Source organism: Nanhaiella sioensis (assembly GCF_046557775.1).
Lineage (GTDB): Bacteria > Bacillota > Bacilli > Bacillales > SM2101 > Nanhaiella > Nanhaiella sioensis.
Window position 1 is genome coordinate 1,775,580 of sequence record NZ_JBKAEG010000001.1, and the last position, 15,469, is coordinate 1,791,048.

Sequence of the window (15,469 nt, forward strand, 5' to 3'; positions counted from 1 at the left end):
GTTGGGTATTGTTAAGTTAGTACTTTTTCGTGAGGGAGAACCGTATCTGGGTAAATTTCTGTTGGATATTTCCCAGTAAAACATGCCATACACTGACCTCTATATTCGCCTTCATACGGTCTTCCAATCGCTGATACAAGCCCTTCTTCACTTAAAAATGAAATTGAATCTGCCCCTATAATCTTCCGTATTTCCTCAACTGAATGTGAGGATGCAATTAACTCCTCATGTGTTGATGTATCAATACCATAAAAGCAAGGATTTTTAATTGGAGGTGAACTGATTCTAACGTGAACCTCTTTTGCACCCGCATCCCTTAACATTGTCACGATACGGCGGCTCGTTGTTCCACGAACGATGGAATCATCAACCATTACAACTCTTTTGCCCTCCACTACACCCCGTACAGGAGAGAGCTTCATTTTGACACCTTGTTCGCGTAAAGCTTGCGATGGCTGAATAAACGTTCTTCCAACATAGCGATTTTTAATTAAACCTAACTCATAAGGTATACCAGACGCTTCGGCGTAGCCAATTGCAGCCGAAATACTTGAATCCGGAACCCCTGTAACAACATCTGCATCAATAGGTGCTTCATATGCTAGCTTTTTCCCAAGGCTTTTTCTCGCAGTATGAATATTAATTCCATCTATATTACTATCAGGCCTTGAAAAATAAATATATTCCATACTACAAATTGCACGATTCATTGTCACTGTAAACCTTTCGGAATGAATGCCTGTTTCATCAATAATGATTAGCTCCCCAGGCTCTACATCACGTTCATAGGTAGCTCCAACTACATCAAATGCACATGTTTCTGAAGCCACAACGTAAGCATCTCCTAATCTCCCAATTGATAACGGTCGTAAGCCATTCGGATCAAGCGCAACCATCATTTGAGTTTCATCCATAATTAAAAAGGCATAAGCACCCTTTAACATGGATAAGGCATTTTTCACTCGTTCCTTAAAGGTAGAAAAGCCACTTCTCTTAATAAGATGAGCTAATACTTCAGTATCTGAAGTTGTTTGAAAAATACTACCTTGGCTCTCTAATTGGTGCTTAAGAGCAATTGCATTAACAAGGTTACCGTTATGAGCCATAGCCAAGCTCCCTTTTTGCGAATGGAATAAGAGAGGCTGTACATTTTCAATTCCACTTCCACCTGCTGTGGCATAACGAACATGACCTATTGCAGCAGAGCCTTGAATTTCAGTTAATTTCCCACCGCTGAAAACTTCTGCTACAAGGCCCTCACCTCTGACACCTTTTAATTTTTTTCCATCACTTACTACGATCCCAGCTCCTTCTTGTCCTCGGTGTTGAAGACTGTGTAAGCCGTAATACGTAATTTGTGACGCATCCTTATGACCCCAAATACCGAATAACCCACACTCTTCATTCAAGCCTTTTATTTCAGCAAGCATGGAATAGCTCCTTTCCAAGCATTTTCAGCTTCTTCTACCGAAATATGGATCAAATCTTCACCTTGCTCGTTATCGATTTTTAACATTGGTTCTGCGCTTACTTCACCAATTAAAGTGGCTTGAACAAGCTGTTCAAACGCTTGTTGATTTTCTTTTTTCACTGTCACAATAAATCGAGATTGTGTTTCACTAAATAATGAAGTGACAGCACTTCCACTTATCTTAACGTTACACCCTAAACCTTCAGTACCAAATAAGCATTCAGCAATAGCAACAGCAAATCCGCCTTCAGCAATGTCATGTGCTGATTGTATTACTCCACTTTGAATAGCAGTTAACAACTGTTTTTGACGAGTTTGTTCAACGTCTAAATTCAGTTCAGGTGCCTTACCAAAAATACGACCTTCAATTAATTTTTGTAATTCACTTCCACCAAATTCCTCTTTCGAATCACCAATTACATAAATTAGATCACCTTCAGCTTTAAATTGCTGTGTCGTTATGTGGTCTAAATCTTTGATTAAGCCCACCATTCCTACAACTGGAGTCGGATAAATCGCCGTTCCGTTTGTCTCATTGTATAAAGATACATTTCCACCAATGACTGGTGTCTTTAAAGTTTCACAAGCTACACTCATACCATCTACTGCTTTTTCAATCTGCCAGAAAATCTCTGGCTTCTCTGGATTTCCGAAATTTAAGCAGTCAGTAATTGCAAGTGGTTCCGCACCAGAACAGACGATGTTTCTTGCAGCTTCACTCACCGCGATTTTACCGCCAACCTCTGGGTCTAGATATAGGTAGCGAGAATTACAATCCGTTGTCATTGCTAACGCTTTGTTTGTTCCACGAACTCGTACGACCGCTGCATCTGACCCTGGGGATACGGCTGTATTCGTACGTACCATATAATCATATTGGTCATATACCCATTCTTTACTTGCAATTGTCGGCTGTGACAGTAACTGCAATAACGTTTCTTTATAGTCATTTACTTTAGGAACCTCTACAGCCATCTCCTGAAATTGTTGATAATACGAAGGTTCTGTAGAAGGCTTATGATAAACTGGCGCATCTTCAGCCAAAGCATCAACTGGCACATCAGCGATAACATCACCTTTGTGATAAAGACGGAGCATTTTATCATCGGTTACTTTTCCAACTGCTACAGCATCAAGGCCATATTTTTCTACAATTTGCTGTATCTCTTGCTCTCTACCTTTTTCAACAACAATTAACATCCGTTCCTGTGACTCTGAAAGCATCATCTCATAACCAGTCATACCTGTTTCGCGTTGAGGAACTAAATCTAAATTCATTTCAATTCCTGAACCAGCTTTACTTGCCATCTCTGCTGAAGAGCTTGTTAAGCCTGCAGCTCCCATATCCTGAATACCTACTAATGCATCACATTTTACAAGTTCAAGGCATGCTTCTAGCAATAACTTCTCCATGAAAGGGTCACCAACTTGCACGGCAGGACGCTTTTCTTCCGATTGTTCTGATAACTCCTCTGACGCAAATGTCGCTCCGTGGATCCCATCGCGCCCTGTTTTGGCACCAACATACATGACGGTATTTCCAATCCCTTTTGCTTGCCCTTTTTGAATATCCTCATGATCAATTAAGCCGACACACATCGCGTTAACAAGCGGGTTCCCGTCATAAGATGGTTCAAATTGGATTTCTCCACCTACTGTTGGTATGCCTACACAGTTTCCGTAACCAGCGATTCCTGCAACTACTTCTTCAAACAAATATTTCATACGTGGGGTAACTAATTCACCAAAACGTAGAGAGTTTAATAAAGCAATTGGACGAGCCCCCATTGAAAAAACATCTCGTATAATTCCACCTACACCTGTTGCAGCCCCTTGGTACGGCTCAATAGCGGATGGGTGATTATGACTTTCGATTTTAAAAACGACAGCTTGATTGTCACCGATATCAACAATACCTGCACCTTCACCAGGACCTTGTAGCACTTTTTCACCGCTTGTTGGAAATTTGCTAAGCACTGGCTTAGAGTTCTTATAACTACAATGCTCTGACCACATAACGGAAAATAAACCCGTTTCAGTATAGTTAGGAAGACGGTTTAAAATGCCTTCTATTGTAACAAACTCTTCATCACTTAATCCCATTTCTCTGTATATTTTTTCATCTTTTATCTGTTGTGGACTTGGTTCAAGAAGTAACGACATGAGTTTCCCTCCAATTTTTCACTATCGATTGAAACAGCTTTAAGCCATCAGCACTGCCTAATAAATCTTCAACAGCTCGCTCAGGGTGTGGCATCATACCAAGTACATTCCCCTTCTCATTCATAATGCCCGCTATATCTTCTAAACTACCATTAGGGTTTTCAGAGTTATATTTAAATACAATTTGCTTGTTTTCTTTCAGTCTGTGCAATGTTTCTTTATCACAATAATAGTTTCCCTCTCCGTGAGCTATAGGAATGGTAATTACTTCACCTTGCTCATAGCTAGATGTAAACATCGTTTCGCTATTTTCAACAGTAAGTTCCACAGGTCGGCAAATAAATTTCAAACTGTTATTATGTCTCATTGCTCCAGGTAGTAGATTTGCCTCTAATAAAATTTGAAAGCCATTACAAACTCCTAAAATAGGTTTCCCCATATCTGCTGCTTTTTTAATTTCTGTCATGACCTTTGAGAAGCGAGCAATTGCTCCACTACGGAGATAATCTCCATAAGAGAATCCACCTGGAAGTAGGATTCCATCAAAATGAGCTATATTAACAGCATCATGCCATACATATTCTACCTCTGCACCTAGACTATCTTTGATCGCATGATACATATCTACATCACAGTTAGATCCTGGAAATACAATTACGGCAAATTTCACTGTGAGATGACCTCCTCAACTTCATAGCGGTAGTCTTCTATAACAGTATTTGCTAATAATTTCTCACACATTTCTTGAACGATCTCATCAATATCTCGATCAGTTTTGTCGATTTGTAACTCCATATATTTACCAATACGGACATCTTCAACTTCTTTATATGACAAGCTATGAAGTGAGTTTTTCACCGCACTTCCTTGTGGATCCAATACACTCTCTCGTAACGTAACAAACACTTTCACTTTAAACATATTGTGAGCCCCCTAAGCGTTTTAGTATTTCTTCATAAGCATCTGTAAGCTGACCTAAATCTCTACGAAAGACATCTTTATCAAATCTTTCATTCGTTTCCATATCCCATAAACGGCACGTATCTGGAGAAACTTCATCTGCTAAAATGATCGCACCTTCTTCAGTGATTCCAAATTCAAGTTTAAAATCTACTAAACGAACACCACATCCATGAAAATGTTCTGCTAATATTCTATTAATTTCTAATGCTACTTTTTTCAAGTGTAAAACTTGCTCATCTGTTGCAACTTGCAATATTGCAATATGGTCTTCAGTAATAAGTGGGTCACCTAAATCATCATCTTTGTAATAAAATTCAACAACAGGTTGATTTATAGGTGTACCTTCTTCAATTCCTAGGCGTTTAGCAAGGCTCCCAGCAACTAAATTACGCACAACAACTTCAAGAGGAATAATTGTAACTTTTTTTACAAGCTGTTCAGTTTCTGACACCTTTTTAATAAAATGATTTTCAATATTTGAGCGATGCAACTTTTCAAATAGCAAGCTTGTAATTTCATTATTTAGTCGCCCTTTACCAAATATCTGTGCTTTTTTTTCACCGTTATAAGCGGTTGCACTATCTTTGTACTCTACCCACACAACGTTTGGATCATTTGTACGATATATCTTTTTTGCTTTTCCCTCATATAGCATTGCTAATTTTTCCATTGCATGCGCCCTCCTTTATTAAGCCTTAAAGATTTAAACGATTAAAGATTGCATCTACATTTTTTATATGGTAGTTATAATCAAAGCATTCATTGATTTGCTCATTAGTTAAGCGTGAAGTAATCATATCAGTTGACTCAATCAGCTGACGGAAAGGTACTTGTGTTTCCCAAGCTTCCATAGCTTTTGGTTGAACAATATCATACGCTTCTTCTCGGGTCATTCCTGTATCAATAAGTGCTAATAAAACTCGTTGGGAATAGATTAAACCTAGTGTACGATCCATATTTTTCTTCATATTCTCTGGAAAAACAGTAAGGTTTTTAACAATGTTACCGAAACGGTTAAGCATATAATTTAGAGCTATTGTCGCATCTGGTAAAATAATTCTTTCTGCTGAAGAATGAGATATATCTCTCTCATGCCATAATGGGACATTCTCATATGCTGTCATCATATAGCCTCGAATGACCCTTGCCATACCAGTCATATTCTCTGATCCAATAGGATTACGTTTATGCGGCATTGCTGATGATCCCTTTTGCCCTTTGGCAAAGAATTCTTCCACTTCGCGTGTTTCGCTTTTTTGAAGACCACGAATTTCCACAGCGAATTTTTCGATTGACGTAGCGATTAAAGCAAGAGCTGCCATATATTCCGCATGGCGATCACGTTGCAATGTTTGCGTAGAAATAGGAGCTGCCTCTAAGCCTAACTTTTCACATACATACTTTTCTACAAATGGATCGATATTAGCATACGTTCCTACTGCTCCTGATATTTTTCCAACTCTAACACCATCAGCAGCCCTTTTAAAACGGTCAAGATTACGTTTCATTTCCTCATACCATAATGCAAGCTTTAAACCAAATGTTGTTGGCTCAGCATGGACACCGTGAGTACGTCCCATCATAACCGTATATTTATGCTCCTGAGCTTTTTGTTTTAAAATGGCAACAAAGTTTTCAATATCTTTTAGAAGAAGGTCATTTGCTTGTTTCAATAAATAAGAAAGTGCTGTGTCAACAACATCAGTAGATGTTAAGCCATAATGCACCCATTTACGCTCTTCACCTAATGTTTCTGAAACAGCACGAGTGAAGGCTACAACATCATGTCTAGTTTGTTCCTCTATTTCATGAATCCGATTAATATCAAACGAAGCATTTTGTCGAATGAGCTTTACATCCTCTTTTGGAATATCTCCTAGCTCTGCCCATGCTTCACATGCTAAAATCTCGACCTCTAACCATGCTTTAAAGCGATTTTCCTCTGTCCAAATTGCTCCCATTTCAGGGCGAGTATAACGTTCAATCATTTATCATTCTCCTCCGACCAAATATTTAGCTCATTTGCTTGCTTGATTGCTTCTTCATTATTATCCGCCAAAATGTTAATATGACCCATTTTTCTTTTTACTTTCGCTTCTTTTTTCCCATATAGATGGAGCTTACACGTTGTGAATTTTGTAATATTGTCCATCACAGCATCGACATGCTCACCTAGAATATTCATCATCACAACTGGTGTCAAAAGGTCCGTTTCTCCTAGTGGCAAATTACATATCGCCCTAATATGCTGTTCAAATTGTGAGGTTTTACAAGCTTCCATCGTATAATGCCCTGAGTTATGGGGCCTTGGCGCTAATTCATTAATAAATATTTTGCCTTCTTTTGTAACAAACATTTCAACTGCCAATGTTCCGACCATTTGCAATTTTTCTGCTAGATTTATTGCTATTTGATGCGCTTCATTAACTATTTTATCAGTAGTTCTAGCAGGTACAACCGATTGATGTAAGATATTATCTACATGAATATTTTCCGCAACCGGGAATGCTTTTACTTCCCCCGCCTGGCTTCTTGAAACGATGACTGATATTTCTTTCTCAAAAGAAATCCAAGCCTCTAAAACACAAGGACCATGGTCTAAGAGTGGTAATGCTTTGCTAATATCATCATTATTACGAATCACCGCTTGCCCTTTACCATCGTATCCACCTCGACATGTCTTTAACACACAAGGAAATTCCATTTGCTTTAATGCATCTATTAATTTCTCTTCAGAATCTACTAATATATATGGAGCAACCTCAACTCCGGCATCCACAATGGTAGCTTTTTCTGTCGAACGGTCTTGTGTTATCGCCAATAAACGACTACCTTGTGGTAAACGGACATTCTGTTCAAGCCATATTAAAGCATCATAATCTATATTTTCAAATTCATACGTCACTACATCACTATGTTGTGCTAGCTTTTTAATAGCATCAATATCATCAAAATTACCAACGATTTCGATGTCAGCGACTTGACCACAAGGTGAATTTGGCGTAGGATCTAATACAGCAATATTATATCCCATTTGCTTAGCAGCAATCGCCATCATCCTACCAAGTTGTCCACCACCAATGATTCCGATCGTCTCACCTGGTAATATGCAATCCTTAATCAAGCATATCACTACTTTCTAATACATTATTTCGAATAGTCTCACGTCTATGTTCTAATGAGGCTGCGACCTCAGGAAGATGTGTACTTAATATTTCACCTGCTAACAGCCCAGCATTTGTTGCACCTGCTTTGCCAATTGCGACAGTTGCTACTGGTACTCCCCCAGGCATTTGAACGATTGAAAGCAACGAATCCAAGCCGTTAAGAGCTTTAGATTGTACTGGCACTCCAATAACTGGTAGTGTAGTTTTTGAAGAAACCATTCCAGGTAAGTGAGCAGCACCCCCAGCACCTGCAATAATAACCTTAATGCCTCGCAATCTAGCTGATTCTGCATAGTCAAACATTAGATCTGGAGTTCGGTGTGCTGAAACAACTTTCTTTTCGAATGGAATTGATAATTCTTCAAGTATGTCACAAGCATGTTTCATCGTTTCCCAATCAGAAGTACTTCCCATGATTACTCCAACGAGCGGCTTCATTGTTTTCCTCTCCTTATTATTCACTTTGATCCTATAATAAAAGCCCAGCATAGAACGCTCCCTAATAAGGAAAAGCACTCTACCTGGGCTAAGACACCTTGTGTCCACTTTACAGGCCAAGCTGTTAATTTACAGCTTAATACTTTTCCTCATAGTCCAATAATTTACGGTTATTGGGTAGAAACTTTTGGGCCTTATTCCCATTATTATATGAGGCAAATAATTTTCTCTAGTGACATCTTAACAATGGACGATAAAGATTGTCAACAGAAAAATCGAACGATTTAAGTTTATTTATTTTATATTGTTCGTGTTTTCTAAATTAACTTTCCTTCGAAGACAATTGTACTCCCACTGGGGACAACTGATACTTCCCCGCCTTTTTCGACTTCCTTAAAGACCGGTTCTTCCGTTCGTCTAGTTGGTGAATATCCTTCCTTTTTCATGCGATCCAAACAATCACTTATTGTCTCATTTTCAGCAACAACAAACTTTTTTTTCTTCGGCTTTTTACTATTCATCATACATTTCCTTTCTATGCTAGTTCCTATTTATTAGGCACGTTTAACGAACCATAACATATAATATTACAGCAGTAAAGGAGGCCAGTCTTACATGTTAGATTTTGATCAATTTAAAAACCTTAACAACCTCAAAGATCAATGGGGGCATTTTTTCGGAAAGGACTTTTTAAGTGGGTTTGATTCACTTTTTAATGGCTTTCAATCTCAAGCACCAGTAAATATTTATCAATCTCATAATGAGTTATTAGTCGTGGTCAGTATGCCTGGGCTTGATAAAGAAAGCGATGTTGATCTCTATGTAAATAAAAATAATCAAACATTAGAAGTAAAAGGCAGCATTAACTTAACATTTAAAGGCTTTGATCTACAAGAACAGGGTATCCAAGAAGGAAATGTAGAAAAAAATGTTGAATTACCGTTTCCAGTGAGAGATGATCGAATTGACGCAAGCTATCATAATGGACTTCTAATTATTCATTTACACAAGTTAATCTCAAAAGATGCAAAGAAAAAAATAAAAGTCCATAAAATAGAAGATTAAATTAAAAGCGCAAGCACCTTGTTTATCCCCGACAAGCACTGGAGGCATTTTCTATGAAGGCGCTTTTTGCCTTCGTAGAAAATGGCGAAGTGACTCGAGGGGATTGGTGCTGGAGCTGGACAAGAAAGAAAAGTGGAGTCGACTGTTTAACCTCGAAAAGCGTTGGAACCTTTGCAACTGAAGACGCTTTTTGTCTTCTGATGCAAAGGTGAAACGACTCGAGAGGTTAGGAGACAGAACTAGACAAGAAAGAAAAGCGCAAGCGCCTTGTCCATCCCCGACAAGCACTGGAGGCATTTTCTATGAAGGCGCTTTTTGCCTTCGTAGGCGAAGTGACTCGAGGGGATTGGTGCTGGAGCTGGACAAGAAAGAAATGTGGAGCCGACTGCTTTGCCTCGACAAGCGTTGGAGCTATTTCACATGAAAGCGTTTTTTACCTTCGGGTGAAATAGTAACACGACTCAAGGCGATAGGTGCTAGGAAAACCTGGGCTGATTAATAAAAGAACATGGAAGCACAAAAAAGCGTAGCGATAAAAAACAAAACGGCTAAAGGGCTAAAGGACTATTAGATCTTTTGGCTGTTTACATAGACATAAAAAAACACAGAGTATAAGTACTCTGTGTTTTTTATTGCCTGGCAACGTCCTACTCTCACAGGGGGAAACCCCCAACTACCATCGGCGCTGAAGAGCTTAACTTCCGTGTTCGGTATGGGAACGGGTGTGACCTCTTCGCCATCGCCACCAGACATAATATATAGGAATAAGTTAATATTCCTTCAAAACTAGATAATAGACATTCATTGAACAAAGCTTGCTCTGCATTTCTAACTTGGTTAAGTCCTCGATCTATTAGTATCTGTCAGCTCCACGTGTCACCACGCTTCCACCTCAGACCTATCAACCTCGTCATCTTCGAGGGATCTTACTAGCTTACGCTATGGGAAATCTCATCTTGAGGGGGGCTTCATGCTTAGATGCTTTCAGCACTTATCCCTTCCACACATAGCTACCCAGCTATGCCCTTGGCAGGACAACTGGTACACCAGCGGTGTGTCCATCCCGGTCCTCTCGTACTAAGGACAGCTCCTCTCAAATTTCCTACGCCCACGACGGATAGGGACCGAACTGTCTCACGACGTTCTGAACCCAGCTCGCGTACCGCTTTAATGGGCGAACAGCCCAACCCTTGGGACCGACTACAGCCCCAGGATGCGATGAGCCGACATCGAGGTGCCAAACCTCCCCGTCGATGTGGACTCTTGGGGGAGATAAGCCTGTTATCCCCGGGGTAGCTTTTATCCGTTGAGCGATGGCCCTTCCATGCGGAACCACCGGATCACTAAGCCCGACTTTCGTCCCTGCTCGACTTGTAGGTCTCGCAGTCAAGCTCCCTTATGCCTTTGCACTCTTCGAATGATTTCCAACCATTCTGAGGGAACCTTTGGGCGCCTCCGTTACTTTTTAGGAGGCGACCGCCCCAGTCAAACTGCCCACCTGACACTGTCTCCCGAAGCGATTAGCTCCGTAGGTTAGAATTTCAATACAGCCAGGGTAGTATCCCACCGACGCCTCCACCGAAGCTAGCGCTCCGGTTTCTACGGCTCCTACCTATCCTGTACAAGCTGTACCAAAATTCAATATCAGGCTACAGTAAAGCTCCACGGGGTCTTTCCGTCCTGTCGCGGGTAACCTGCATCTTCACAGGTACTATAATTTCACCGAGTCTCTCGTTGAGACAGTGCCCAGATCGTTACACCTTTCGTGCGGGTCGGAACTTACCCGACAAGGAATTTCGCTACCTTAGGACCGTTATAGTTACGGCCGCCGTTTACTGGGGCTTCGATTCAGAGCTTCTCCTTACGGATAACCCCTCCTCTTAACCTTCCAGCACCGGGCAGGTGTCAGCCCCTATACTTCGCCTTGCGGCTTCGCAGAGACCTGTGTTTTTGCTAAACAGTCGCCTGGGCCTTTTCACTGCGGCTTCTCAGGGCTATTCACCCTAAAAAGCACCCCTTCTCCCGAAGTTACGGGGTCATTTTGCCGAGTTCCTTAACGAGAGTTCTCTCGCTCACCTTAGGATTCTCTCCTCGCCTACCTGTGTCGGTTTGCGGTACGGGCACCTCTCACCTCGCTAGAGGCTTTTCTTGGCAGTGTGGAATCAGGAACTTCGGTACTATATTTCCCTCGCCATCACAGCTCAGCCTTTATGACAAGCGGATTTACCTACTTGTCAGCCTAACTGCTTGGACGCACATATCCAACAGTGCGCTTACCCTATCCTTCTGCGTCCCCCCATTGCTCAAATGGTGAGGAGGTGGTACAGGAATCTCAACCTGTTGTCCATCGCCTACGCCTTTCGGCCTCGGCTTAGGTCCCGACTTACCCTGAGCGGACGAGCCTTCCTCAGGAAACCTTAGGCATTCGGTGGAGGGGATTCTCACCCCTCTTTCGCTACTCATACCGGCATTCTCACTTCTAAGCGCTCCACCAGTCCTCTCGGTCTAGCTTCGCTGCACTTAGAACGCTCTCCTACCACTGTCCGTAAGGACAGTCCACAGCTTCGGTGATACGTTTAGCCCCGGTACATTTTCGGCGCAGAGTCACTCGACCAGTGAGCTATTACGCACTCTTTAAATGGTGGCTGCTTCTAAGCCAACATCCTGGTTGTCTATGCAACTCCACATCCTTTTCCACTTAACGTATACTTTGGGACCTTAGCTGGTGGTCTGGGCTGTTTCCCTTTCGACTACGGATCTTATCACTCGCAGTCTGACTCCCAAGTATAAGTCTTTGGCATTCGGAGTTTGACTGAATTCGGTAACCCGTTGGGGGCCCCTAGTCCAATCAGTGCTCTACCTCCAAGACTCTTCACTTGAGGCTAGCCCTAAAGCTATTTCGGAGAGAACCAGCTATCTCCAAGTTCGATTGGCATTTCACCCCTACCCACACCTCATCCCCGCACTTTTCAACGTGCGTGGGTTCGGGCCTCCATTCAGTGTTACCTGAACTTCACCCTGGACATGGGTAGATCACTTGGTTTCGGGTCTACGACCACGTACTATTTCGCCCTATTCAGACTCGCTTTCGCTGCGGCTCCGTCTCTTCAACTTAACCTTGCACGGGATCGTAACTCGCCGGTTCATTCTACAAAAGGCACGCCATCACCCATTAACGGGCTCTGACTACTTGTAGGCACACGGTTTCAGGATCTCTTTCACTCCCCTTCCGGGGTGCTTTTCACCTTTCCCTCACGGTACTGGTTCACTATCGGTCACTAGGGAGTATTTAGCCTTGGGAGATGGTCCTCCCAGCTTCCGACGGGATTTCACGTGTCCCGCCGTACTCAGGATCCACTCTGGAGGGAACGAAGTTTCAACTACAGGGTTGTTACCTTCTTCGACGGACCTTTCCAGATCGCTTCGTCTACTCCGTTCCTTTGTAACTCCGTATAGAGTGTCCTACAACCCCAAGAGGCAAGCCTCTTGGTTTGGGCTTATTCCGTTTCGCTCGCCGCTACTCAGGAAATCGCTTTTGCTTTCTCTTCCTCCGGGTACTTAGATGTTTCAGTTCCCCGGGTCTGCCTTCAATACCCTATGTATTCAGATATTGATACTGCTCCATTACGAACAGTGGGTTTCCCCATTCGGATATCTCCGGATCGATGCTTACTTACAGCTCCCCGAAGCATTTCGGTGTTAGTCCCGTCCTTCATCGGCTCCTAGTGCCAAGGCATTCACCGTGCGCCCTTTCTAACTTAACCTTAAACAAATGATCAACTTCGAATCTCATCGTCAGCTTCGTTCTTCCACTGCTCATGTATGCAAGATACACTCCGCTGCTCCAGAACTTTGCTTCCTCGACCTTCTCGTTGCTAATTTGCTTTTTTTATTTGACCAACGGTCAAACCGTCATCAAATAATGAAAAAAGATTTTCACTTTCTTCAATGAATGTGTCGTTATTATCTAGTTTTCAAGGAACATCGGTAAAAAATAGCCATCGAATTTCTTCGTCAGCTTGTTGTTTACCTTCTTCATTTTGAGAGAATGTTCTCTCAAAACTAAACAAAAACAAAAGCGTCTTTTTATATGAAGTCTAGCTTCACATATTTCCTTAGAAAGGAGGTGATCCAGCCGCACCTTCCGATACGGCTACCTTGTTACGACTTCACCCCAATCATCTGTCCCACCTTAGGCGGCTGGCTCCTTACGGTTACCCCACCGACTTCGGGTGTTACAAACTCTCGTGGTGTGACGGGCGGTGTGTACAAGGCCCGGGAACGTATTCACCGCGGCATGCTGATCCGCGATTACTAGCGATTCCGGCTTCATGCAGGCGAGTTGCAGCCTGCAATCCGAACTGAGAATGGTTTTATGGGATTCGCTTAACCTCGCGGTTTTGCTGCCCTTTGTACCATCCATTGTAGCACGTGTGTAGCCCAGGTCATAAGGGGCATGATGATTTGACGTCATCCCCACCTTCCTCCGGTTTGTCACCGGCAGTCACCTTAGAGTGCCCAACTTAATGCTGGCAACTAAGATCAAGGGTTGCGCTCGTTGCGGGACTTAACCCAACATCTCACGACACGAGCTGACGACAACCATGCACCACCTGTCACTCTGTCCCCCGAAGGGGAACGCCCTATCTCTAGGGTTGGCAGAGGATGTCAAGACCTGGTAAGGTTCTTCGCGTTGCTTCGAATTAAACCACATGCTCCACCGCTTGTGCGGGCCCCCGTCAATTCCTTTGAGTTTCAACCTTGCGGTCGTACTCCCCAGGCGGAGTGCTTAATGCGTTAGCTGCAGCACTAAAGGGCGGAAACCCTCTAACACTTAGCACTCATCGTTTACGGCGTGGACTACCAGGGTATCTAATCCTGTTCGCTCCCCACGCTTTCGCACCTCAGCGTCAGTTACAGACCAGAGAGTCGCCTTCGCCACTGGTGTTCCTCCACATCTCTACGCATTTCACCGCTACACGTGGAATTCCACTCTCCTCTTCTGCACTCAAGTTCCCCAGTTTCCAATGACCCTCCACGGTTGAGCCGTGGGCTTTCACATCAGACTTAAGGAACCGCCTGCGCGCGCTTTACGCCCAATAATTCCGGACAACGCTTGCCACCTACGTATTACCGCGGCTGCTGGCACGTAGTTAGCCGTGGCTTTCTGGTTAGGTACCGTCAAGGTACCGCCCTATTCGAACGATACTTGTTCTTCCCTAACAACAGAGTTTTACGATCCGAAAACCTTCTTCACTCACGCGGCGTTGCTCCGTCAGACTTTCGTCCATTGCGGAAGATTCCCTACTGCTGCCTCCCGTAGGAGTCTGGGCCGTGTCTCAGTCCCAGTGTGGCCGATCACCCTCTCAGGTCGGCTACGCATCGTCGCCTTGGTGAGCCGTTACCTCACCAACTAGCTAATGCGCCGCGGGCCCATCCGTAAGTGATAGCCGAAGCCATCTTTCAAATAAGAACCATGTGGTTCTTATTGTTATTCGGTATTAGCTCCGGTTTCCCGAAGTTATCCCAATCTTACAGGTAGGTTGCCCACGTGTTACTCACCCGTCCGCCGCTAACCTCCGGGAGCAAGCTCCCTTTGGTTCGCTCGACTTGCATGTATTAGGCACGCCGCCAGCGTTCGTCCTGAGCCAGGATCAAACTCTCCAATAAAGTTTGATTGCTCATTTGTTCAAAAAATTAACGTTGACGCTTTTGCTTTGTTTAGTTTTCAAAGAACATTTTTTTGTTACTATCGCTCAGAGGCGACTTAACTAATATAACATTTCTGTTTGCTTATGTCAACAACTTTTTTTAATGTTTTTTAACACGATGTTGTTGTTAACAGCAACAGATAATAATATATCATCTATACGATTTACAGTCAACACTTTTTACGGAGAAATTTAAAATCTATGAGATTTAATTTCTACTTACACCTTAGTGATCAACAAAAGCCCGACCTTGTATCCGTATTATATCGCAACACCATTAGGCAAGCATTCCTAATATACAATATATAACGGAAGGTCGGACTTCTTATCAAATACCGTTTTCACATAAATATTTTCTAGTTGTGTACGTGTTTATTTCTTAATACGTAAATCAGCAATTAATGTGAAAACAGCCTTTTTATATAATACGATGCGGATTTCATGATGCATCACTTTGCTGATTAGAAAATCTACATCTATAATATGAAACT

10 protein-coding genes, 3 rRNA genes and 1 riboswitch are annotated in these 15,469 nt (G+C 42.6%); of the genes, 1 reads left to right on the plus strand and 12 read right to left on the minus strand.

The genetic code is table 11. The features are described 5' to 3' along the window. Nucleotides 1–11: 11 nt before the first annotated feature. The 9 genes from purF to V1503_RS08205 all read right to left on the minus strand — a co-directional run bounded on the left by purF (nt 12) and on the right by V1503_RS08205 (nt 8,723). Nucleotides 12–1,430: an amidophosphoribosyltransferase gene (gene purF, locus V1503_RS08165; RefSeq protein ID WP_410626198.1), complete on the minus strand. Its 1,419-nt coding sequence runs from the start codon at nt 1,428–1,430 to the stop codon at nt 12–14. Beyond that, nucleotides 1,415–3,634, minus strand: a complete 2,220-nt coding sequence (gene purL, locus V1503_RS08170) for a phosphoribosylformylglycinamidine synthase subunit PurL (protein WP_320259398.1) — start codon at nt 3,632–3,634, stop codon at nt 1,415–1,417. Before purL ends, purF begins: the two co-directional genes overlap by 16 nt. Beyond that, nucleotides 3,618–4,304, minus strand: coding sequence for a phosphoribosylformylglycinamidine synthase subunit PurQ (gene purQ, locus V1503_RS08175; RefSeq protein WP_410626200.1), 687 nt, complete (start codon nt 4,302–4,304; stop codon nt 3,618–3,620). Before purQ ends, purL begins: the two co-directional genes overlap by 17 nt. Beyond that, nucleotides 4,301–4,555: a phosphoribosylformylglycinamidine synthase subunit PurS gene (gene purS, locus V1503_RS08180; RefSeq protein ID WP_214484590.1), complete on the minus strand. Its 255-nt coding sequence runs from the start codon at nt 4,553–4,555 to the stop codon at nt 4,301–4,303. Before purS ends, purQ begins: the two co-directional genes overlap by 4 nt. After that, nucleotides 4,548–5,267 (minus strand): phosphoribosylaminoimidazolesuccinocarboxamide synthase, encoded by a 720-nt coding sequence (gene purC, locus V1503_RS08185; RefSeq protein WP_214484591.1) that lies wholly within the window; start codon nt 5,265–5,267, stop codon nt 4,548–4,550. The genes purS and purC overlap by 8 nt, the downstream gene beginning before the upstream one ends. Before the next feature lie 25 nt (nt 5,268–5,292). Then, the gene (purB, locus tag V1503_RS08190) at nt 5,293–6,585 is read right to left on the minus strand and encodes an adenylosuccinate lyase (RefSeq protein WP_320208805.1); all 1,293 of its coding nucleotides are present in this window, start codon (nt 6,583–6,585) and stop codon (nt 5,293–5,295) included. Then, on the minus strand, nt 6,582–7,718 hold the full coding sequence (purK, locus tag V1503_RS08195; RefSeq protein WP_410629412.1) for a 5-(carboxyamino)imidazole ribonucleotide synthase: 1,137 nt from the start codon (nt 7,716–7,718) through the stop codon (nt 6,582–6,584). The genes purB and purK overlap by 4 nt, the downstream gene beginning before the upstream one ends. Continuing rightward, nucleotides 7,714–8,202 (minus strand): 5-(carboxyamino)imidazole ribonucleotide mutase, encoded by a 489-nt coding sequence (gene purE / locus V1503_RS08200; protein ID WP_410626203.1) that lies wholly within the window; start codon nt 8,200–8,202, stop codon nt 7,714–7,716. The genes purK and purE overlap by 5 nt, the downstream gene beginning before the upstream one ends. Nucleotides 8,203–8,334: 132 nt before the next feature. Then, nucleotides 8,335–8,436: riboswitch (purine riboswitch) on the minus strand. Between the two features lie 83 nt (nt 8,437–8,519). After that, entirely contained in the window at nt 8,520–8,723 is a 204-nt protein-coding gene (locus V1503_RS08205) for an NETI motif-containing protein (protein ID WP_214484594.1), read from the minus strand. Nucleotides 8,724–8,817: 94 nt separating this feature from the next. Here V1503_RS08205 and V1503_RS08210 point away from each other — a divergent pair, with 94 nt between their 5' ends. Further along, entirely contained in the window at nt 8,818–9,267 is a 450-nt protein-coding gene (locus V1503_RS08210) for an Hsp20/alpha crystallin family protein (RefSeq protein WP_320259395.1), read from the plus strand. 634 nt (nt 9,268–9,901) lie between these two features. Here the strand turns inward: V1503_RS08210 and rrf are convergent. The 3 genes from rrf to V1503_RS08225 all read right to left on the minus strand — a co-directional run bounded on the left by rrf (nt 9,902) and on the right by V1503_RS08225 (nt 14,937). Next, nucleotides 9,902–10,017: ribosomal RNA gene (gene rrf, locus V1503_RS08215) — 5S ribosomal RNA — on the minus strand. 83 nt (nt 10,018–10,100) lie between these two features. After that, nucleotides 10,101–13,031 (minus strand): 23S ribosomal RNA (locus V1503_RS08220). A 355-nt stretch (nt 13,032–13,386) separates the two neighbouring features. Further along, a 16S ribosomal RNA gene (locus tag V1503_RS08225) occupies nt 13,387–14,937 on the minus strand. Together the 16S, 23S and 5S rRNA genes form the textbook arrangement of a ribosomal RNA operon. Nucleotides 14,938–15,469 lie beyond the last annotated feature (532 nt).